Origin of the sequence: Pseudomonas sp. AP19 (genome assembly GCF_001728855.1) — a bacterium.
In the GTDB taxonomy this organism is placed as follows: domain Bacteria; phylum Pseudomonadota; class Gammaproteobacteria; order Pseudomonadales; family Pseudomonadaceae; genus Aquipseudomonas; species Aquipseudomonas fluorescens.
Map to the genome: position 1 here is coordinate 1 of NZ_LXJP01000027.1, position 21342 is coordinate 21342.

The 21342-nt window shown below is 60.7% G+C and carries 19 protein-coding genes; 8 read left to right on the plus strand and 11 right to left on the minus strand.

What is annotated here, in order from left to right; genetic code table 11:
- Positions 1-635 precede the first annotated feature (635 nt).
- Positions 636-1283 carry a TetR family transcriptional regulator gene (locus A7D21_RS18900; RefSeq protein WP_053256237.1) on the minus strand — a complete coding sequence of 216 codons (648 nt, stop codon included), beginning with the start codon at positions 1281-1283 and terminating at the stop codon, positions 636-638.
- Positions 1284-1442: 159 nt separating this feature from the next.
- On the opposite strand from A7D21_RS18900, the gene ggt reads away from it, so the two are divergent.
- Positions 1443-3167, plus strand: a complete 1725-nt coding sequence (ggt, locus tag A7D21_RS18905) for a gamma-glutamyltransferase (protein WP_053256236.1) — start codon at positions 1443-1445, stop codon at positions 3165-3167.
- Positions 3168-3177: 10 nt separating this feature from the next.
- On the opposite strand, the gene A7D21_RS18910 is transcribed toward ggt, so the two are convergent.
- The 3 genes from A7D21_RS18910 to A7D21_RS18920 form a co-directional block, all read right to left on the minus strand.
- Positions 3178-3723 (minus strand): AAA family ATPase, encoded by a 546-nt coding sequence (locus A7D21_RS18910; protein WP_053256235.1) that lies wholly within the window; start codon positions 3721-3723, stop codon positions 3178-3180.
- Positions 3720-4283 (minus strand): nicotinamide riboside transporter PnuC, encoded by a 564-nt coding sequence (gene pnuC / locus A7D21_RS18915; protein ID WP_069552352.1) that lies wholly within the window; start codon positions 4281-4283, stop codon positions 3720-3722. The genes A7D21_RS18910 and pnuC overlap by 4 nt, the downstream gene beginning before the upstream one ends.
- Before the next feature lie 102 nt (positions 4284-4385).
- Positions 4386-6020, minus strand: a complete 1635-nt coding sequence (locus A7D21_RS18920; RefSeq protein WP_053256233.1) for a methyl-accepting chemotaxis protein — start codon at positions 6018-6020, stop codon at positions 4386-4388.
- A gap of 229 nt (positions 6021-6249) precedes the next feature.
- Between A7D21_RS18920 and A7D21_RS18925 the strand changes: the two genes are divergently transcribed.
- The 3 genes from A7D21_RS18925 to A7D21_RS18935 all read left to right on the plus strand — a co-directional run bounded on the left by A7D21_RS18925 (position 6250) and on the right by A7D21_RS18935 (position 8868).
- Positions 6250-7080 (plus strand): undecaprenyl-diphosphate phosphatase, encoded by an 831-nt coding sequence (locus A7D21_RS18925; protein ID WP_053256232.1) that lies wholly within the window; start codon positions 6250-6252, stop codon positions 7078-7080.
- Complete coding sequence (locus A7D21_RS18930) at positions 7077-7460, plus strand: DUF1294 domain-containing protein (RefSeq protein WP_053256231.1); 384 nt, start codon at positions 7077-7079, stop codon at positions 7458-7460. Before A7D21_RS18925 ends, A7D21_RS18930 begins: the two co-directional genes overlap by 4 nt.
- Before the next feature lie 121 nt (positions 7461-7581).
- Positions 7582-8868, plus strand: coding sequence for an amidase (locus tag A7D21_RS18935; protein ID WP_053256230.1), 1287 nt, complete (start codon positions 7582-7584; stop codon positions 8866-8868).
- 4 nt (positions 8869-8872) lie between these two features.
- Here the strand turns inward: A7D21_RS18935 and A7D21_RS18940 are convergent, their stop codons facing one another.
- The 3 genes from A7D21_RS18940 to A7D21_RS18950 all read right to left on the minus strand — a co-directional run bounded on the left by A7D21_RS18940 (position 8873) and on the right by A7D21_RS18950 (position 11443).
- The gene (locus A7D21_RS18940) at positions 8873-9226 is read right to left on the minus strand and encodes an MmcQ/YjbR family DNA-binding protein (protein WP_069552353.1); all 354 of its coding nucleotides are present in this window, start codon (positions 9224-9226) and stop codon (positions 8873-8875) included.
- Entirely contained in the window at positions 9223-10131 is a 909-nt protein-coding gene (locus A7D21_RS18945) for a LysR substrate-binding domain-containing protein (RefSeq protein ID WP_069552354.1), read from the minus strand. Before A7D21_RS18945 ends, A7D21_RS18940 begins: the two co-directional genes overlap by 4 nt.
- A gap of 139 nt (positions 10132-10270) precedes the next feature.
- On the minus strand, positions 10271-11443 hold the full coding sequence (locus tag A7D21_RS18950) for an MFS transporter (RefSeq protein WP_069552355.1): 1173 nt from the start codon (positions 11441-11443) through the stop codon (positions 10271-10273).
- A 232-nt stretch (positions 11444-11675) separates the two neighbouring features.
- On the opposite strand from A7D21_RS18950, the gene A7D21_RS18955 reads away from it, so the two are divergent.
- Complete coding sequence (locus tag A7D21_RS18955; RefSeq protein WP_069552356.1) at positions 11676-12287, plus strand: FMN-dependent NADH-azoreductase; 612 nt, start codon at positions 11676-11678, stop codon at positions 12285-12287.
- Positions 12288-12527: 240 nt separating this feature from the next.
- Complete coding sequence (locus A7D21_RS18960; protein ID WP_053256226.1) at positions 12528-13565, plus strand: dienelactone hydrolase; 1038 nt, start codon at positions 12528-12530, stop codon at positions 13563-13565.
- Here the strand turns inward: A7D21_RS18960 and A7D21_RS18965 are convergent.
- The 3 genes from A7D21_RS18965 to A7D21_RS18975 all read right to left on the minus strand — a co-directional run bounded on the left by A7D21_RS18965 (position 13559) and on the right by A7D21_RS18975 (position 17957).
- Positions 13559-14734, minus strand: a complete 1176-nt coding sequence (locus A7D21_RS18965; RefSeq protein ID WP_053256225.1) for an MFS transporter — start codon at positions 14732-14734, stop codon at positions 13559-13561. The two genes, A7D21_RS18960 and A7D21_RS18965, sit on opposite strands and share 7 nt — an antisense overlap.
- A gap of 255 nt (positions 14735-14989) precedes the next feature.
- Positions 14990-16576: an ABC-F family ATPase gene (locus tag A7D21_RS18970; RefSeq protein ID WP_073637695.1), complete on the minus strand. Its 1587-nt coding sequence runs from the start codon at positions 16574-16576 to the stop codon at positions 14990-14992.
- Between the two features lie 142 nt (positions 16577-16718).
- The gene (locus A7D21_RS18975) at positions 16719-17957 is read right to left on the minus strand and encodes an MFS transporter (RefSeq protein ID WP_069552393.1); all 1239 of its coding nucleotides are present in this window, start codon (positions 17955-17957) and stop codon (positions 16719-16721) included.
- 154 nt (positions 17958-18111) lie between these two features.
- On the opposite strand from A7D21_RS18975, the gene A7D21_RS18980 reads away from it, so the two are divergent.
- Positions 18112-18924, plus strand: coding sequence for a bifunctional 2-polyprenyl-6-hydroxyphenol methylase/3-demethylubiquinol 3-O-methyltransferase UbiG (locus A7D21_RS18980; protein WP_069552357.1), 813 nt, complete (start codon positions 18112-18114; stop codon positions 18922-18924).
- 135 nt (positions 18925-19059) lie between these two features.
- On the opposite strand, the gene A7D21_RS18985 is transcribed toward A7D21_RS18980, so the two are convergent.
- Positions 19060-19446: a TIGR03067 domain-containing protein gene (locus A7D21_RS18985; protein WP_069552358.1), complete on the minus strand. Its 387-nt coding sequence runs from the start codon at positions 19444-19446 to the stop codon at positions 19060-19062.
- A gap of 375 nt (positions 19447-19821) precedes the next feature.
- Here A7D21_RS18985 and A7D21_RS18990 point away from each other — a divergent pair, with 375 nt between their 5' ends.
- A complete protein-coding gene (locus A7D21_RS18990) occupies positions 19822-21165 on the plus strand; it encodes a Wzz/FepE/Etk N-terminal domain-containing protein (protein WP_053256221.1) in 1344 nt (447 codons plus the stop codon).
- The last annotated feature ends 177 nt before the right edge of the window (positions 21166-21342 follow it).

A 21342-nucleotide genomic window follows, 5' to 3' on the forward strand; every position in this document is an offset into this window, starting at 1 on the left:
CAGTGCTCTGCTTTTCTGTGGGAGCTGGCTTGCCTGCGATGCAGACACTTCGATACATCAGGCATACCCAGCCGCAGACCCCATACCCGCTCCCAGATTGACCCAGTACAGCCTGAAGAGCAGCCCACCTTCTGCCTGATGTACCCAGTTCCAAATGTGGGAACGGGCTTGCTCGCGAATGCGCTGGGTCAGTCAGCTCATCTGTCACTGATGCGCCGCCTTCGCGAGCAAGCCCGCTCCCACAATGTTGACCGAGTTTAGCTACCAGCACCGCAGTGCTCTGCTTTTCTGTGGGAGCTGGCTTGCCTGCGATGCAGATACTTCGATACATCAGGCATACCCAGCCGCAGACCCCATACCAGCTCCCAGATTGACCCAGTACAGCCTGAAGAGCTGCCGACCCTCTGCCTGATGTACCCAGTTCCAAATGTGGGAGCGGGCTTGCTCGCGAATGCGCTGGGTCAGTCAGCTTATCTGTCACTGACCCAGCGCATTCGAGAGCAAGTAAGCTCCCACAATGTTGACCGTGTTCAGCTGCCAGCGCCGCTCGACACGCACAGCACTCAACGCGTAAGCAAAGATGTGTAGCGACCTATGGCTATCGGCAAGCCAGCACCCACTGTTTGAGCCAATTTCTACAGCGAGGTCGGCGTGACCCCGCGCACGACCAAATCGCTGATAAACCCCAGCCAATCCTGCTGCTGCCCTTTAGCCGACAGGTCTTCACCGAGGAAGGAGCTTAAGGTGTGGCGGTTGGAGTTATAGAAGTAGCACAGCGAAGCGATCATCAAGTACACGTGTTTGAGGTCGATGTCCTGACGGAATACGCCCTTGGCCTGGCCGGCTTCTATGATCGGCCGCAGCACGCCGACGGCTTCTCCTGACAGCCGGCGCATTTCGCCGGATTGCTGGGCATGTTTGCCGTGGTGGAGGTTTTCGATGCTCAGGATTGCCACGAATTCGGGGTGTTTGACGTAGTAATTCCAGATAAACGCCACCAAGTCGCGCAGCGCCTGTTCCGGCGTATTCAAGTCCAGCTTGAGTTTGCTTTCGGCTTTATTGAACTGCTCGTAGATGTGCTCCAGCACGCAGATGAACAGGTGTTCCTTGCTGCCGAAATAGTAATAAAGCATGCGGTCGTTGGAGTCGGCCGCTTTGGAGATAGTGTCCACGCGCCCACCGGAATAACCGTCGCGGGTGAACACCTGGACCGCTGCCTGCAGGATGCGCGCACGGGTCTGGTCGGCCTGTTGGGCGCGAATACCGGTCTTCTTGATCACCATTAAAAAGCGCCTTACCGACAGTCAAGGCGCGAAATATAGCATGGGCATTTTTGCGGCCGTTCTGTGACCGACAAGTTCTGTAATAAAAACGCCATTGCGCTGGGGATTGGAATCCAGTCGGGCTATTTTGGTGCGTCTTAATAACTAGAGTAGCCATGGATGAAATACCAACCCTTCAGCCGTACCCTGATTGCCACTGCACTGGTGTTGACGGTCAGCGGTGTGCAGGCCGCTTCCCAGGCCCCGGTGGCCGGTGAAAATGGCATGGTGGTCACGGCCCAGCATCTGGCAACTCATGTGGGCGTCGATGTGCTCAAGGCCGGCGGCAACGCGGTCGATGCGGCCGTGGCCGTGGGCTATGCCCTGGCCGTGGTATACCCGGCAGCGGGCAACCTGGGCGGCGGCGGGTTCATGACCGTGCAATTGGCGGATGGGCGCAAGACGTTCCTCGACTTCCGCGAAAAAGCCCCGCTGGCGGCGACGGCCGACATGTACCTGGACAAAGACGGCAAGGTCATCGACGGCCTGAGTGCCAAGGGCCATTTGGCGGTCGGCGTACCTGGCACGGTGTCCGGCATGGAAACCGCCCTGAGCCAATACGGCACCCTCAAGCGCGCCCAGGTGATTGCGCCGGCGATCAAGCTGGCGGAAAACGGTTTTGAACTGGAGCAGGGCGATATCGACCTGCTGCACACTGCCACCGGCGAGTTCGAAAAAGACCAGGACCTGCGTGCAATCTTCCTGCATAACGGCCAGCCGATGCAGGTCGGCCAGAAGCTGGTGCAGAAAGACCTGGCCAAGACCCTCAAGGAAATCTCCGCCAAGGGCACCGACGGTTTCTATAAAGGCTGGGTCGCCAAAGCGCTGGTGGACTCCAGCCAGGCCGGCAAAGGCATCATCACCCAGGCTGACCTCGACACGTACAAGACCCGTGAACTGGCGCCCATCGAATGCGATTACCGCGGTTACCACGTGGTCTCGGCACCGCCGCCAAGCTCGGGGGGTGTGGTGATCTGCCAGATCATGAACATCCTTGAAGGCTACCCGATGGCCGACCTCGGCTATCACTCGGCGCAAGGCCTGCACTACCAGATCGAAGCGATGCGCCACGCCTACGTGGACCGTAACAGCTACCTGGGCGACCCGGACTTCGTGAAGAACCCGGTCGCGCATTTGCTGGACAAGGACTACGCCGCCAAGCTGCGCGCCGCCATCGAGCCGCAGAAAGCCGGTGATTCCCAGGCGATCAAGCCGGGTGTGTCGCCCCACGAAGGCAACAACACCACGCATTACTCCATCGTCGACAAGTGGGGCAACGCCGTTTCGGTGACCTACACCCTGAACGACTGGTTCGGTGCCGGCGTCATGGCGAGCAAGACCGGGGTGATCCTCAATGATGAAATGGATGACTTCACCGTCAAGGTCGGCGTGCCGAACATGTACGGCCTGGTCCAGGGTGAGGCCAACGCCATCGCTCCGGGCAAGGCGCCGTTGTCGTCGATGAGCCCGACCATCGTCACCAAAGACGGCAAGGCGGTGATGGTGGTGGGAACGCCAGGCGGCAGCCGGATTATCACGGCGACCTTGCTGACGATCCTGAATGTCATCGACTACAAGATGAACATCCAGGAGGCCGTCGACGCCCCGCGTTTCCACCAGCAGTGGATGCCTGAGACCACCAACCTTGAGGCCTTCGCCGTCAGCCCGGACACCCAGAAGATCCTGGAAAGCTGGGGCCACAAGTTTGCCGGTCCACAGGACGCCAACCACTTGGCCGCGATCCTGGTGGGCGCGCCGTCACTGGGCGGCAAGCCGGTCGGCAACAACCGTTTCTACGGGGCTAACGACCCGCGTCGCAACACCGGCCTGTCCTTGGGCTACTAAACGCCGTCAATTACTGCAGGAGCGAGCCCGCTTGTTCCTGCAGCAGCTGTTCGACAGCGGCGAAGGCTTTGTCGCGGCGCGCCTGCCAACCCCCACGAATCACGACCACCGGCTGGCGGTGCTGTTGCAGCCAGTCCAGGCTGCCCTGGAAAAACGCCCGGCGGTCCGCCAGTTCCGGCTGACAACGCTGGCCGTCGGCGGTCCATTCCACATCCTCGGGCGACAGCAGAAGGTGCAGGTCGTAATGCCGCGCCAGCAATTCGCTGTCGAGCCATGCCGGGCAGTCGCCGAACAGGGTCTGGCTCCACAGCGTGTTGGTCAGCAGGTGCGTGTCGAGGATCAGCAGCCGGGGTTGCTGGGCGCGCGCGGCGTCCTCCCAGGCCAGTTGGCCACGGGCAATCGCAGGAATATCCGCCAGGGTGGTGTCACGCTGATAGTGGTCGATGAAATACCGCACGTATTCACCGACCATCAGCCCGCCGAAGTGTGCCTGCAGTTCCGCCGCCAGCCAGCTTTTGCCGCTGGATTCCGGGCCGGCCAGTACCACGACTTTCATGCGTGCAACGCCGGGTCGGCGCGCCATTCACGCCAGCCTTGCACGGCAATCACGGTGAACAGCGCGTAAAGCGCGGCTGTCAGGTACAGGCCTTTATAGAGGAACAGCCCCACGAAAATCACATCCACAGCAATCCACAGCGGCCAGCATTGCACACGCTTTTGCGCCATCCACATTTGCGCCACCAGGCTGAAGCCGGTGAGGGCGGCGTCGAGCCAAGGTTGGGCGGCATCGGTCCAGTGCGCCATGGCGGCGCCGAGCAGCAGGCTGAAGACTGCGCCAACGGCCAGGCTGATCATGATCGAAGGCCAATCGAGGCTGCTGACCTGGCGCCCTTGCTTGACCTCACCGGCGCGGGTCCATTGCCACCAGCCGTAAAGTTGCAGGACGGCGTAGACCACCTGCAGCAACATGTCGGAATAGAGTTTCACGTCGAAGAACACCCAGGTGTAAAGCAGCACCATCACCAGGCCGATGGGCCAGCACCACGGGTTCTGTTTGACCGTCAACCAGACAGCGATCACCCCCAGGGCGGCGGCGAACAGTTCAAGCCCGGACATGGCGGTTCCTTGGGGACGTGGGAGAGGGCGGCGATTGTAACTTCAAAATGCCGAAGGACCAATGTGGGAGGGCGCAAGCCGCCTCCCACAGGCTGAACGGTGCTAGACCTTGAACTGGCGCAGCAGCCCATTGAGCTGTTCACTCAATTCGCGCAGATGTGCGCTCGCCACGCTGGATTGCTCCGCCGCCAGCGCTGTGCTGTGCGACAAGCCGGCGGCCTGGGTGACGTTCTGGTTGATGTCTTCCACCACATGCGCCTGTTGCAAGGTTGCGCTGGCAATCGAGGCATTCAAGCCATTGAGGTTATGTAACGCCTGGCCGATGGCGTTAAGGCTGGCACCGGCCTGGCCGGCTTGCTCGATGGTGAGTTGCGAGGCGCTATGGCTGTCGCTGATCACCTTGACGGCCGCCTCCGAATGACCTTGCAGGCGCTCGATCATCGCCTGGATCTCTGCGGTGGATTTTTGCGTACGCTGGGCCAACAGCCGGACTTCGTCGGCCACCACGGCAAACCCACGGCCTTGCTCACCGGCGCGTGCGGCTTCGATGGCGGCGTTGAGGGCCAACAGATTGGTCTGGTCGGCGATGGAGCGAATCACTTCGAGCACGCCGCCGATCTGTGTGCTTTCACTGGACAGCGTGCGGATCACCTCGACGGCCTGGCTGATGGTGCCGGAGAGCTGGTCGATCTGCTGCATGCTGCTGTCGATGTTCACCTGGCCCTGCTGCGCCTGGGCCTGGGCATCGCGCATTTCGCTGGCGGCGTGCTCGGCGTTTTTCGCCACGTCCTGCACGCCATAGGTCACTTCGTTGATTGCCGTCGCCACCAGCTCCATCTGCTGCGACTGTTGCTGGCTGCGGTCATGGGCCTGCTGGGCGTTGGTGCCCAGCTCCGTGGAGGACTGGCCCAAGGCGTTGGCGCACACCTGCAAGTGGCTGACCACCTGGCGCAACTTGGCCGTAAAGCTGTTGAAGTGCTGCGACAGCTGGGTGACTTCATCACGCCCATGGGTGTCGAGGCTGCGGGTCAGGTCGCTTTCACCACTGGCGATGTTGGCCATTGCGTCCACCGCCGCCTGTAACGGCCGCACGATGCTGCGGGCGATCAACGTGACCAGCGCCGTCATGATCAGCGCAATGACCAGGCCGATCAGCGAGGTTTTCCACACCTGGACTTTGAATTCGGCCTGTACATCATCCACGTACACGCCGGAGCCGATAATCCAGCCCCAGGGTTCGAACAGCTGGATATAGGAGGTCTTTTCCACCGGCGCTTCGGCGCCCGGTTTCGGCCAGCGGTAGTTAACGATGCCGGCGCCCTTGGCTTTGGCCAGGCTCACGAATTCGTTGAATATGGCAAAACCGTCCGGGTCGCGGATCGCCGAGAGGTTTTGGCCATCCAGCTTGGGGTTGGCCGCGTGCATGATCATCACGGGCGTCAGGTCGTTGATCCAGAAATAATCGTCGTGGTCGTAGCGCAGGCCGCGTACCGCGCTGAGGGCCTGTTTTTGCGCCGCCTCGCGGGTCATTACGCCGGTTTTCTCGAGGTTCTGGTAATAAGCCAACACGCCGCTGGCGGTTTGCACCACGTGTTGTGTCTGCTGGCTTTTGGCTTGGTAGAGGTCACCATGGATCTGCTTGAGCATCAACAACCCAAGGGTCAGCAGCATCAACACGGCGACTATCAGGATCAGCCAGAGACGGCGGCTGATCGACATGCTGCGCAAACTGTTCATCGTCCTGTCACTCCGTGCTTTTTATAATAGTGGGCGCTGCATCGACATTTACGGCTTGTCTGATAGGCTTTCGGCCTGTAATCGAAAAACCTGAGTACTCCCTGATTTTTCACGAAATTTTTGCGGCCCGATGTTGAAAATCCACACCGGGCCTTAAGTGTGCTCGTCGTCAGTGAACTATTAAAAAGACAGACAAGGCATGCCGTCGCGCATGGCCTTTGGGGGAAACATGGACTTTTGGACCGCCATACAGGCATTGATTCTTGGCGTTGTGGAGGGGCTGACGGAGTTCCTGCCGATTTCCAGCACCGGGCACCAGATCATCGTCGCCGACTTGATTGGCTTCGGCGGCGAACGCTTTGAAGCGTTCAACATCATCATTCAGTTGGGCGCGATCCTGGCGGTGGTGTGGGAGTTTCGGCGCAAGATCCTCGACGTGGTGATCGGCTTGCCGACCCAACGCAATGCCCAGCGCTTCACCGTCAACCTGATCATCGCAGTGCTGCCGGCGGTGGTGCTTGGGGTGATTTTTGCCGACCTGATCAAGCATTACCTGTTCAACCCGATCACCGTGGCCACCGCCCTGGTGGTGGGTGGCGTGATCATGTTGTGGGCCGAGCGCCGCCAACATGCGGTGCACGCTGAAACGGTGGACGAAATCACCTGGAAAGACGCACTCAAAGTCGGTGTTGCTCAATGCCTGGCGATGATTCCGGGGACCTCGCGTTCCGGCGCCACCATCATTGGCGGCCTGTTGTTCGGCCTGTCACGCAAAACCGCGACCGAATTTTCGTTCTTCCTGGCCATGCCAACCATGGTCGGTGCGGCGGTGTACTCGGGCTACAAGTACCGTCATCTGTTCCAGCCCGATGATGTGCCGGTGTTTGCGATTGGTTTTGTCACGTCGTTCATCTTCGCGATGATTGCGGTCAAGGCCTTGCTCAAGTTCATTGCCAACCACAGCTATGCAGCCTTTGCCTGGTATCGAATCGCGTTCGGCCTGGTGATCCTGGCGACCTGGCAGTTTGGCTGGATCGACTGGACGGCGGTCAAGCCATGACCATTCAGTACCCGCGCCTGAAGGCGTTGCTCTTTGTAGTGTTGTGCGCCGCGCCGCTGATCGGCGCGACGCTGGTGTGGTATCGCGGTGAGTCGGTGATTCCGCTGGCGGCCTACGGCGTCGTCAGTGTGGTGGCGTTTTTTCTGTACTGGGGTGACAAGCGCAAGGCGCAATCGGAGGGCCCGCGCGTTCGCGAAAATATCCTGCACGCCGTGGAGCTCGCGGGCGGATGGCCAGGGGCGCTGATTGCCCAACAAGTGTTTCGCCACAAGACGCGCAAAGTGTCTTACCAGGTGCTGTTCTGGGTGATCGTGTTGCTGCACGAGGTGTTCTGGCTCGATCAACTGTTCCTGGGCGGCACGCTGCTGGCGCTTTTGTAGGGGGGGAGGCGCTTGGGATGTACTCTGCCAGCCTGCGACAAGCGCCTCACGCAATCGACGATATGCATCAGCGAAACACCGGCTTTTTGCTCAAAGCACCGAGCGCATAGGGGGCACACGGATGTCTTTATCCGATTCATTGCTACGCCATTCGGCTACCGAGCTTGGCGCGTTGATTCAACAGCGCAAGCTCTCATCTACCGCTATTGTCTGCGCCTACCTCGCACGTATCGAGGCGCTCAACCCGTCGATTAATGCCTTGGTTCAAGTGTGTGCCGAGGCGGCGCTGGCGGGCGCATGGGCGGCCGATCGTGCAGTCGCCAACGGTGAATACTGGGGCGCGTTACACGGCGTTCCTTTTACGGTCAAAGATGTTTTCGACACGCGTGGCGTCGTGTCGGCGGTAGGTTTGCCGGAGCGGGCTCATTACCGGCCGGAACAGGACGCCACCGTCGTGACGCGCATGAAAGCAGCCGGCGCCATTTTGCTTGGCAAAAGCAACTGCCCGCCAGGTGGCGGTGGCGGCGTCACCGACAATCCGGTCTACGGCGCCACGCGCAACCCGCACGCGCTTGCCTATAGCCCCGGTGGCAGCAGCGGTGGCGAAGCGGCGGCGATTGCCGCTGGGCTTTCACCGTTGGGGCTGGGCAGCGACTCCGGTGGCAGCTTGCGCGTCCCCGCGCATTTTTGTGGTGTCTGCACGTTAAAACCCACCAGCGGCCGCGTGCCTAACACCGGTGTTTTCGATCACCTGGGCGGGTTGAGTGACTATCGCAGTCAGATCGGCCCGATGGCCCGGCATGTCGAAGACCTGGCCTTGGCGCTACAGGTCATTGCCGGTGAGGATGGGGTCGATGCCGGGGTGATTCCGATGCCGCTGCGCGGTATGCAAACTCAAACGCTGAAGGGGTTGCGAGTCGCCTGGTACAGCGATGGTGGCATCGAGCCCGTTGACGCGCTCACGCACACCACATTGCAGGCGGTCGCCGATCTATTGGACGCTGAGGGCGCCTTGATCCGCTCGGCCTTCCCCTCGGCGTTGAGCAATGCCCGTGAGATTACCGAACGCTATTGGGCAATGAGTCAAGGCTCCGGCGCGCAGTCGATCCAGCTGTTTTCAGATTGGGATCAGTTCCGTACAGCCATGCTGGGGTTCATGGCCGACTACGACATTATCCTGTGCCCTGTCGATGCCGCGCCGGCGACCCAACTGGGAGAGACGCGGCCAGGGCTGTTCAGTCACACGCTGCCCTATAGCTTGGCGGGTTGGCCTTGTGTGGTGGTCCGGGCCGGAACGGATAGCGCGGGTTTGCCGGTTGGCGTGCAGATTGTCGCGCGACCTTGGCACGAGCATGTCGCGTTGGCGGCAGCAGCGGCCATTGAGCGCGCGCTGCCGTTCACGCGTTGAGGTGTCACGCAAGCTTGAGTCCCACCTGGGTGCGCTTGGGCAGCTTGCTGACGACTAACTGGTGCGAGCGTTGCAACAGGCCACGCAGTTCCTCGGCGTTGAGCGGGTAGGGCGTGTTCATGATGATCCACTGCGCCCGTGCCAGGTAGGGCGCCGGGTGGATGCCGGGGCGGTCCACATGGCCGAGGAACAGGTCTTTGTCGACCTTGAACGCCAACGAATCGCCGCGCAGGTTCTGCACGGCAAACATCTTGTTGCCGGCGATGGAAAACACCCGCACGCCGCCCCATTTGTAGTCTTCGCGCGCGCCGGGCAGGCTCAGGCAGAAGGTGGCGACTTGTTGTTCGGTCATTTTCATAGCAAGCGGTCTCCGCAACCCTTGAAGGCTTCTTCCAGGTAGTCGATCCAGGCACGGATGGCCGGCAGGACGCCACGCCGGTGCGGGTAGACCGCCTGCAGCCAGCCGCCGGGTGACGACCACTGCGGCAACAGCTGCACCAACTGGCCGCTGGCCAATTCCTCTTCGCAATACATCATCGGCAGCACGGTAAAGCCCAGGCCCTTCATGGCGCAGGCTTTGCGCACGATGAAATCGTCGATGCCCAGGCGGGCTTCCAATGCCAGGTCTTCGGTGTTGCCTTGCGGGTCGATCAGGCGCAGGTGCACCAGGCGGTCGGCTTCCAGGGCACCGAGCACCGGCAGTTGCTTGAGGTCGTCGAGGCTGTCGATTTGCCGCCCCTGCATGAACTCAGGGCTGGCGACGAGGATCGTCTGGGCCTGGCGCAAGCGCTTGGTCACCAGCAGTGGGTCTTCATCGCCCAATTCGCGCACGCGCAGGGCCACGTCGATGCCCTCGGCCACCAGGTCGACACGGCGGTTGACCAGGGTCATTTCCAGTTGCACAAGCGGGTGCGCAGCCAGAAAGCCGGCGACCATGTCCGGCAGCATGTGCTGGGCCATGCCCACCGGGCAACTGACCCGCAAGCGCCCGCGCGGTTCGCTGGACATGCTGGCCACGGCTTCGTCGGCCATTTCCGCTTCGAGCAACATGGCCTGGCAATGGCGCAGGTAGCGCTCACCGACGGCGGTAAGGGTCAATTGGCGGGTGGTGCGCTGCAACAGGCGTGCACCGAGGCGTTCTTCCAGCTCGGCAATGCGTCGCGACAACCGTGACTTGGGAATCCCGAGCAGCCGCCCGGCCGCCGCAAAGCCGCCGGCTTCGACGACTTTGGCAAAATAGTAGAGGTCATTGAGGTCTTGCATGGTCAACCCGTTGTCCTGTCAGTGGGACGAACTATCCGCGTCTGACGAGGGCAAATCCACTACAAAAAAGCCAGCGCCTTGTGGACGCTGGCTGTGACAGCGGCGGCAAGCCGGCCACACGAGGGCCGTCGCCACAGGGTTATGTACGTGGCCTGAACACCGTGAGCAACAGGGCGAGCCCGGCAAACGCCGCACCGGTGAGTGCCTGGCCCTGCCAGCCGTAGAGCTGCGAGGCGAGCGCACCGGCCGCGGAGCCCAAGGCGCCGCCGATAAAATAGACCACCATGAATACCGTGTTGAGGCGGCTGGTGGCTGACGGCTCCAGCGCCAATACGCGGGTCTGGTTGGCCAGTTGGTTGGTGCGGTTCCCCAGGTCAAGAAAGGTCGCCGCGATCAGGATCGGCCACCACCAACCTTGGGGACCCAAGGTGTAAATCAGGATAAACGCCACGAGCACGATGGTGATGCCGACGCGCTCCAGCAGACGGCCATGGCTGCGGGTATGTTGGCCGATGGTCGAGGCGCAGAGAATGCCGACGATGGCTGACAGGCCCAGCAGCCCGGCCTGCGCGCTGGAAAATCCATACGGCGGCAACGCCAGCAGCGCGGCCATAGAGCCCCAAAACACATTCAAGGCGCCAAATACCAGCGCGCCCTTGAGCGCCGATTGGCGCAGGGTCGGGTGTTGCCTGGCCAGACCCCACAGCGATTTGAGCAGCGCGCCGTACGCAAGTTTGCTGGTGGACATCGACACGGGCATGCGCGTCAGGATCGCCAGGAACAGCACCACATCCAACGCCGCCGCCATCGCGAACATGCCGCGCCAGCCCAGCCAGCCGCTGACCACACCGCTGACGGTCCTGGCCAGCAAACCACCCGCAGACAGACCGCTGACCATCAGGCCCAACACCGCGCCTTTCTGCTCGGGCGCGCTCAGGTCCGAGGCGGCGGGAATGATCACTTGCGCGCTGATGCCCGACAGCCCCAACAGCAAGCTCGCGATCAGCAGCCAGCTATAAGACGGCGCTGTGGCCGAGGCCAACAGGCTGATGAAGTTGATGCACAGCACGGCCAGGATCAAGGTGCGCCGGCTGATCCGGTCGCCCAGTGGCACAAACAGCAGCAGGCCGCAGGCGTAACCGATTTGCGTGAGCATGGCGATCTGCCCGACATGCGCGGTGGACACCTCGAAGGTGTTGGCAATCAGCGGCAGCATGGCCTGGTTGTAGTAAATCGTGGCGACCGAAAACCCGCAGCAGATGGCGAGAAGCAGGCTCAGCCCTTTGGTCAGGGTGGGGGAGTGTGGGTGCATAGCGTGCCTGGTGGCTGTCGACTCTGCGGCGAGAATGAAGTGAAGTGCGCGTTAAATCCAGCGTCGCAGAGGTTTGCGCAACAACGCTGTGGGGCTGGGTGTTGGCTGAAGTTGGATTGTCCTGCTGACAGGACAAATAATCGCGTTTCAGCCCTCTAATCGAACATTCGGTTCATGTGTAGCATCAACCTCACTCGGTCGCCTCGTCGCGATCCTCACTCGGAGATCCCACATGAAACTGTTGCATATCGATTCCAGCATCCTCGGCGACAACTCGGCTTCCCGTCAGCTCAGCGCTGGTGTGGTCAAGGCCTGGCAAGCGGCTGAACCGGGTGTGGAAGTGACTTACCGCGACCTGGCAAGCGAAGGCATCAGCCACTTTTCCGGCGTGACCCTCGGCGCGCTGGGCACCGCTGCCGAGTTGCGTGATGCGGTACAAAAGCACGAAGCCGAACTGAGCGCTTCGTCGCTGGCTGAATTCATCGCTGCCGACGCCGTGGTGATTGGCGCGCCGATGTACAACTTCTCGGTGCCTTCGCAGCTCAAGGCCTGGATCGACCGCATCGCGGTCGCCGGCCAGACGTTCCGTTACACCGAAGCCGGCCCCGAAGGCCTGTGCGCTGGCAAAAAACTCATCATTGTGTCCACTGCGGGCGGCCTGCACGCCGGCCAGGCGAGCAATGTCGGCCACGAAGACTACTTGAAGCTGGTGTTTGGCTTCCTCGGCATCACTGACATCGAGTTTGTCCGCGCCCAAGGCCTGGCCTACGGTGGGGAAGTGCGCAGCAAAGCGCTGAGCGACGCTAACGCAGTCATCAACGAACAATTGTTCGCCGCCGCGTAAGGCTTGTGTAAATTCTGCCTTCGCTCGGTTCCAATCCGAGCTCAGGCGCCTAAACTCTGTACTCTGATCGCCCACAGCGATCGGAGTACGGAGTTTTTTCGTTTACCCGTTGTCATTACTTTGGCCCAGGTTATGCACGCATGGGTTTATCACCCGGTGTGAGTGCCTTGAACCATGGACTTTTCAAATCGATATGCGGCGGGTGTCAGGTGTGGTCGCGCAGCAAAGGTGGACATCCACATGATGCGTCTTTGTGCTGTTTTGGTTCTTTCCCTGCTCGGTGGCCTGATTTCAGTGCACGCCGCGCCAGCGCCGCACCCGCATTGGAGTGTGGGACTGCACCGCATGACCTTTCTCGACCCGCTGGATCAGCAGCCGATGAATGCCATCGCGTTCTATCCCTCTACCGACGATGACCACAGCACGCAGTTGGGGCCTTATCACGTCGCCGCCACTGAAGACGCCAAGATCGCCATTGGCCGCTTCCCCATGCTGATGTTGTCCCACGGCAACGTAGGCACACCGCTGGCGCTGCATGACCTGGCGACCTCGCTGGCGCGCAAAGGCTTTGTAGTGGTGGCGGTTTTGCACCCCGGCGACAACTATAAGGACCACAGCCGACTGGGTACCGTGAGCAACCTGTATGGGCGGCCGATCCAGATTTCCGCAGCGATCACGGCCACCCTCGGCGACCCGATGCTGTCGCCGTTCGTCAACGTTGAACAGGTGGGGGTTATCGGTTATTCCGCCGGTGGCGAAACGGCCTTGATCCTCGCGGGGGCCAAGCCGGATTTTGACCGTCTGCGTCGTTATTGCCATGAACGCCCGGAAGACCGTGACGCCTGCACAACCAAAGGCGAGTTGGTCATCGACCGCGATGACTTGCAGCCGCAGGCCGACCCGCGTATTCACGCCTTGATGCTGATGGCACCGTTGAGCCTGATGTTTGGCCGCCATACCCTGGCCGACGTGCATGTGCCGGTGCTGCTCTACAGTGGCGATGGCGACAAGCTGGTGGCGGTGGACAAAAACGCCGCCGCGCTGGCGCGCAAACTGCCGGAGCCGCCGGATTTCAAACTGTTGGCCGGGGCAGGGCACTTCGTGTTCATGGCGCCGTGTGACAGCGATCAGTTGGCGACAATGCCGGCCATCTGTACGGATGCCGACGGCGTAGACCGCGAAGGCATCCACCGCGACCTTATTTCAGAGGCCGGGCGCTTCTTCGTCCACACCCTCGGCCAATCGACTCGCGCCGGTCTGCAGACCGCCGATCAGTAAGCACGGCGCTTGAGCAGTACGGTCAGGCCCAGCGCTGTAACGGACAGTAGCGCCGCGAAAAAGAAGATCCACCCATAGCCGAGGTTCAGCGCCACGGCGCCCATCAACGGCCCGGCGATCGCCAGGGCCAGATCAAAAAACACCGCATAGGCACTCAACCCGGCGCCACGGCTGCTGTTGGGCACCTGTTTGATGGCTTCCACGCCCAGCGCCGGGTACACCAGCGACAAGCCGAAACCGGTCAGGCCGGCACCGATCAGGGCGACCCCTGTGGAGGGTGCCAGCCACAGCAGTGTCAGGCCCATCGTCTCGATGGTCATGCAGGCAATCGCCGCCGTGAACCCACCAAAGCGGCCGATGGCCGAGATAAACACCAGGCGCGAGAGGATAAAGCACACGCCAAACACCGTGAGGCAGTACGCCGCGCCGGCCCAGCCGCGATTGAGGTAATACAGGGTGATAAAGGTGGTCAGCGTGCCGTAGCCGATCGAGGCCAGGCAAAGGCTGGCGCCAAACGGAGCAATGCGGCCGAACACCGCCCAGAATGGCAGCCGCTCGCCACGCACCACCGGCACCGACGGTTTGTTACGGATCAGCACCAGGCCCACTGCCGCCAACACTGACAAGGCAATCCCGAGGCTGGTATAGCCGTAGTCCGCGACCATGACGACGCCCAGCGGCGCGCCAATCGCGATGGCGCCGTAGGACGCGATGCCATTCCAGGAAATCGAGCGCGCTGTGTGTTCGACGCCGACCGCGCCCATGCACCAACTGATAGTGCCCACGCCGATCAGGCCCTGGGCGACGCCGAGCAGCAAGCGGGCGACGATCAGAATGCCCAGGCTCAAGCCGGGCAGGCTCTCGACCAACGTCGCGAAGAACGTCAGCACGCCGCTGGCCAGGATGCCCGACAGGCCCAGCACAATTGCGCGTTTGGTGCCGACGTTGTCCGACATTCGTCCGGCCATGGGGCGGCTGAGCAGGGTGGCCAGGTATTGCGAACCGATGGTCAGCCCGGCCACCACTGCGCTGAAACCCAGTTGCTCATGCACATAGCCGGGGATGACCGCGATCGGCAGCCCGATGCAGATAAAGGCGATGAAGGTGTAGAAGACGATGGAGACGATCTGCAGGGTGATCGACAGGGACGTGGGGGCGGCGGCAGGCATGGTCACTCGTTCGCGGGCGGGCGGTGACAGCATGATGGCAAGGGCATGGGGGAAAAGGAAGCAGGCTAACTAGTTTGTTTGAGGGGCAGGCCTACGTGGGCACTGCGCGTGTTGTGGCGAGCAGGCTTGCCCTGCGCAGCAGTCCGCATAAAAAAACACCGCGTTCTGCCTGGCAGACCGCGGTGTTGGGTTTCAGGGCCGCTTCGCAGCCCAAGGCGAGGCAAGCCCGCTCGTCACACTGGCGCTTTGAGTGACTTAGAACACCACGCCTTGGCTGCGCAGGTAGTCATCATAGGTGCCGCTGAAGTCAATCACGCCGCTCGGGCTCAGCTCGATGATGCGGGTGGCCAGGGACGATACGAACTCCCGGTCATGGCTGACGAAAATCAGCGTGCCCGGGTAGTTTTCCAGCGCCAGGTTCAGCGCTTCGATGGATTCCATGTCCAAGTGGTTGGTCGGTTCGTCCATGATCAGCACGTTCGGCTTTTGCAGGATCAGCTTGCCGAACAGCATGCGACCTTGCTCACCACCGGAGATGACTTTGACCGACTTGAGGATCTCGTCGTTGGAGAACAGCATGCGGCCCAAAGTACCGCGAATCATTTGTTCGCCCTGAGTCCACTGGCCCATCCAGTCGAACAGGCTCATGTCGTCTTCGAAGTCAGAAGCGTGATCCTGAGCGTAGTAACCCAGTTCTGCGGCGTCGGTCCACTTGATGCTGCCGGCATCCGGCGTCAGTTCGTTGACCAGGGTGCGCAGCAGGGTGGTCTTGCCGATGCCGTTCGGGCCGATGATCGCAACACGCTCGCCCGCTTCAACCTGGAAGCTGAAGTCTTTGAACAGTGGCTTGCCGTCGAAACCTTTGGCCATTTTTTCGACCATCACCGCCTGGCGGTGCAGCTTTTTGTTCTGATCGAAACGGATGAACGGGCTGACGCGGCTCGAAGGCTTGACCTCGGCCAGCTGGATCTTGTCGATGGCCTTGGCGCGCGAAGTGGCCTGCTTGGCTTTCGAGGCGTTGGCCGAGAAGCGGCTGACGAACGATTGCAGCTCGGAGATCTGCGCTTTCTTCTTGGCGTTGTCCGACAGCAGTTGCTCGCGGGACTGGGTCGCCACGGTCATGTACTCGTCGTAGTTGCCCGGGAACAGGCGCAGCTCGCCGTAGTCCAGGTCAGCCATGTGGGTGCACACGCTGTTCAGGAAGTGACGGTCGTGAGAGATGATGATCATCAGGCTGGAACGCTGGGTCAGGATGTTTTCCAGCCAGCGGATGGTGTTGATGTCCAAGTGGTTGGTCGGTTCGTCGAGCAACAGCACTTCTGGGTCGGAAAACAGCGCCTGGGCCAGCAATACGCGCAGTTTCCAGCCTGGGGAGACTTCGCTCATCGGGCCGAAGTGTTGTTCCAGAGGGATACCCAGGCCCAACAGCAGTTCACCGGCACGGGATTCGGCGGTGTAGCCGTCCATCTCGGCGAATTCGGTTTCCAGCTCGGCCACGGCCATGCCGTCGTCTTCGCTCATTTCCGGCAGCGAGTAGATGCGGTCGCGCTCGGCCTTGACCTTCCACAGTTCCTCGTGGCCCATGATCACGGTGTCGAGTACGGTGAATTCTTCGTAGGCGAACTGGTCCTGGCGCAGTTTACCCAGGCGTACGTTCGGCTCCAGCATGACCTGGCCGCCGGACGGATCGAGGTCGCCGCCGAGGATTTTCATGAAGGTCGACTTGCCGCAACCGTTGGCACCGATCAAACCATAACGGTTGCCGGCGCCGAACTTGACCGAGACGTTCTCGAAGAGCGGCTTGGCGCCGAACTGCATGGTGATGTTAGCTGTGGAGATCAATTACTTTACCTATCAATGAGTTGCGAGCGTGGCGGCAGGAGCCTTCAGGCATGCGTCAACAGCGACATCAAGGCGCGAAACCCGGTCGCTGAGCAGAAAATTTTGGCTGTGTGTTGGAATTTGGCGCGCATTGTCGCATATGTCAGGCGACAGTTGTATGGCGAGCGAGGGATGGTTTCATCAACGTCTCCGGCATGGCCAGCCATAACAAGGCTAACGCCACCGCAGCCACGCCCGCCAGCGTCAGGAACGCGGCGTTATAACCGGCCTGTTGCACGACGAAACCGGCCAGGCTGCTGCTCAGTGCCGCGCCCAGCCCGAACACCGTGGACAGCGCGCCGAGACTGACGTTGAACCGGCCGGTGCCCTGGGTCAGGTCTTTGACGATGACCGGGAACAACGCGCCGAAAATCCCCGCGCCGATGCCATCGAGCATCTGCACGGCGACCAACCAATAGGGGTCGCTGGACAGGGTATACAGCACGCCGCGCAGCGGCAGAATCATAAAGCCAGCCAGCAGCAGCGGCTTGCGCCCCCACAGGTCGGCCTTGAGCCCCACCAGCCACGCCATCGGCACCATCACCAATTGCGCAGCGACGATGCACGCCGAGGTCAGTGGCGTGGCCATGTGCAGGTTGATCTGTGACAGCTTCTGACTGACCAACGGCAGCATGGCGGCATTGGCCAGGTGGAACAGAGCGCAACAGATGGCGAACAGCAGCAGCGGGCGATTGCCGAGTAATACCTTCATGCCGGAAGGTTGTTCGTGATCGCTGCTGTGAGTCGGGTCAAAGCCCCGCGCAACCTCATGGTCTATCGCCTTGGCCGAGACGCAACTGACCGCCACAACACTGGCCAACGCCATAAAGGCCATCAGGTAGAACACCACCACTGGGCCGAACAGGTACGCCAAGCCGCCGGCCAACAGCGCCGCCACGGCGTTGCCGGCGTGGTTGAAGGTTTCGTTGCGCCCGGTGCGGCGAGTGAACGCGCGCGGCCCGGTGATCCCCAACGAAATTGCCGAAATCGCCGGGGCGAACACCGAGGCGGCGACGGCACTGGCGGCCTGGGTCAAGGCCACCCAACTGAAGGCGCTGACAAACGGCAGCGTCAGGCAACTGACGGTTACGAGGATGGCGGCCACGGCTATCACCGCGCGTTTACTGCGCGTGCGGTCAATCAGCGCGCCTGCCGGGCCCTGAGTGAGCAAGCCGGCGATACCTGCGAGCGTCATCACCACACCGATGCTGGCCGGGTCCCATTTATGCACGGCCAGCAGGTAGATCGCGAGGTAAGGTCCGAGCCCGTCGCGGACGTCGGCCAGGAAAAAATTCAGGCTGTCCAGGGACAAGGTATTACGCAGATCAGCGTGATTGGCCACGGCGAGTTCTTCGGAAGGGGCATTCAACGGCTGAACGCTCATTGGCTTACTGACCTGTTGGCTTCGACAGAAGTTTCGCCGCCGCCGAGGGTTTTGTCCGACAGGTAAATGGCTTATGTTCCTGAATTCGCTTAAACGACAATCGGGAGATGCAATGGACATGCCCTCAGCCCAACAGGCCATCGCCAGCAACAAAGACGCCTGGGATGCGTCCGCCACACTGCACAAAGACAGCCCTCACTGGAGCGCACTGCTGGCCTCGATTGCCCGTGCGGACTTTTCATGCCTGGACCCGACCATCACGGCACTGCTGCAAGAGGTCGGCGTGGCCGGCAGGGACGTGGTGCAATTGTGCTGCAACAACGGTCGCGAAAGCCTGTCGCTGTTCGCCTTGGGCGCGCGCTCCGTGGTGGGCGTCGATCAATCCCGCGCCTTTCTCCAGCAAGCGCGGGAACTGGCCGACATATCGCCGCACAACCCCACGTTTATTGAAGCCGACATCCATCACCTGCCTGAGGGCTTACAGGGGCGGTTCGATGTGGCCCTGGTAACCATTGGCGTACTGGGCTGGATGCCGGATGTGGCGCTGTTTATGCGGCATGCGGCCAGTACGCTCAAGCCCGGTGGCACCCTGGTGATCTATGAAACTCACCCGTTCCTTGAAGTGTTCGACCCGCGGTCTGCCAATCCGCTGCTGCCTGACAGTTCGTACTTCCAGCGCGATCCGTTCGTGTTGCAGGAGTCGATTGTCTATGAAGGGCTGGACGAGGTGCCAGGGCCGACGTCCTATTGGTACGTGCATACCCTGGGCAGCATCGTAAGCGGTTTGGTTTCGGCGCAGTTGCAGATTGACCATCTGCGCGAGTATCCGCATTCAAACCGTGAGGAATTGTATGACCAATACGAGCACCAACCGGCCCAATTGCCGCTGTGCTTCACCTTGACCGCCACCAAGCGCGCCGTCTGAGCCGTTCGGCTGCGCAAAAAAAGCCCGCCAAAAGAGGCGGGCCAAGGGATTCACTGGAGTAGGTAGGCCTTACCCTATAGGCCGGGAAGTGAAGGCCATGTGAAAACTGTGTCGGCAGTTCGGATGGCGCGCGGTTCAGGCTCGGCGCACAAAAGTGCGCATGGTTTGCCCGGGCCCGGTGCTGAATACCGCCGGGCGCGGCATGCCTTCATCCGCCGCGATAAACACAAAATCTTCACCCTCCAGACGATAACTGGCGGGCAACGGCTTGCCGGCGTCATCGCCCATGGAGTCAACCCAGGTAATGCTTTTGGGTTGGGTGCTGCTGTCCAGAGAAAAACTGCCGGCGAGCAATATCTCGCCATTGACGGTTTTCACTTCGAATTGATCCCCGCTAATCGTGGTAATCGCCCCGGGTGCGCTATGCGCATCAACCGGGTTGAGCACGCCATTGTCTTCCAGGGATGTCTGCTCCCAAGCGCCCTGCAGCATTTGATAGTCCGGGTCTGACAGCGATTGCATACAACTTCCTTACTGCAGAGGGGCGAAGTGCTGTGTGAGCACCTGTTTACGCGCGGTTAATCGGCCAATGTGTAACGGTATGGCGACTGACAGGTGGCGCAAACCGCGTTTTTTCGTGGTTTGCCAGCGATTTAGTCATCGATTGACTACGCTGATTGCATTCTGAGTCTTACATAAGGGACGACCTTGCTTGGTCATCGACATGAAACAGAAACAATCTCTAATAGTATCGGATTTTTCGCCATACCCAGTGGTCTGAGTGCCATAGGTCATTTGTATTCAGGGCGTTGTCTCTGAGTTTCCATGCCTGTCGGGCGTCAAGTCCGAATTTCAGGGGTGGTGGCTTTCTATTGTCAACTTTAGAGTGTTCTTACTTTGAACCAAACTTCTCCGCTCAATTCGCCGGCACCGCCAGATGAAATTGACCTGTTTGAATTGTTCCATGCCATGTGGCGGCAAAAAAAACTAATAGTGGGTTGTACGATTCTTACCGGAATACTCGGCGCGGGTTACGCGTTTCTGGCACCCAAGCAGTATGAGGTCAGCAGTGTGTTGCGCCCTGCAGCCATCAATGAGCTGGATGCGCTGAACCGCTCCGAGGTCTATAAATTGCCTCCCGCTGATGCACTGGCGAAAGTCGGCACGCAGCTGGATTCCTATGAGGCGCGCCTGGGCTTCTTTAAAAGCCATGAGCAATTGTTCGAGGCCTACCAAAGGCCGGGACGCAGCCTCGAGCAGAGCTTTGAAGATTTCAATCGAAGCTCAATCAATGTGATCCAGCCGGACCCCAAGAAAGCCGATCCCCTGAGTAATTCCATTCGCCTGGCGTTGCAATACCCGAGTGGCGTAGACGGCGTTGCAATCCTCAACGGTTTTGTCGACTACGCCATTGCCGCGGAGCGCGAGCAGGTCGGCGCCGACCTTAAGGTAATCGTCAATAACCGCCTCAGCGAACTCAAAGGCAAAATCGACGCTGCCCGTGCCAATTACGAAACCGAAAAGGAATCCAAAATTGCCACCCTGCTGGAGGCCGACCGGCTCAAGCGTGCCCGTTTGCAGGATGAACTCAGTGCGCTGCGCCTGCAGATGAAAATGGAGCGCACCGACCGCCTGGCAGAACTGGCCGAGGCGATCTCGATTGCCAAGTCCATGGGCATCAGGAAGCCGACGACGCCATCCTCCATGGCCGATACCACGCGATCCGGCTCCAATCAGGTGGTGCGCACCGAGATCAGCAATCAGAAGGTTCCGTTGTACTTCCTCGGCACTGAAGCCCTGGAGGCCGAGCGAACCGCGTTGCAACAGCGCACCAGCGATGATTTCACCAATAGCCGTGTTGCAGAAATTGGCAAAGAGCTCCAACTGCTGGAATCCAACCGTGAAGTTGAGATTCTGCAAAAGCGTGGCAACGAAGATATCTTCTTGCGGGATGTTGAACCGCTGCGGGCTGAAACTGCCAGGCTGCGCGGCCTTAACATCGACATGAGCCATTTGAAACTGGTAGCCGTCGACCGCCGCGCCCAGGAGCCGCTGGGCTCGATCAAGCCGAAAAAACTGATGATCATCGCGGTGAGTCTGGTGGTGGGGGCGTTCCTGGGCTTGCTGGCCGCGCTGCTCCGTCACTTTATGCTCGTGCACCGCCAGGCTGAACCGTACGCCCCGGTGGGCGGTGGCCGTTTCCAGCGTGGCGAGCGCACAGACGATCACACTCCGCGGTAAGTACACCTGCAATGGTCCGGTACCCGGGCCGGTCCTTGCGTGCGTATGACGTTTCGTAGACAGCTTTTCACAATTCTTAGTTAACCTTTGGTTACAAACTGTGGCTAAATAACCACCAATGGCAGTGGTGCGGACAATAAACCCGCGCGTTAACTGCCAACGTGTAATTGTGATTTC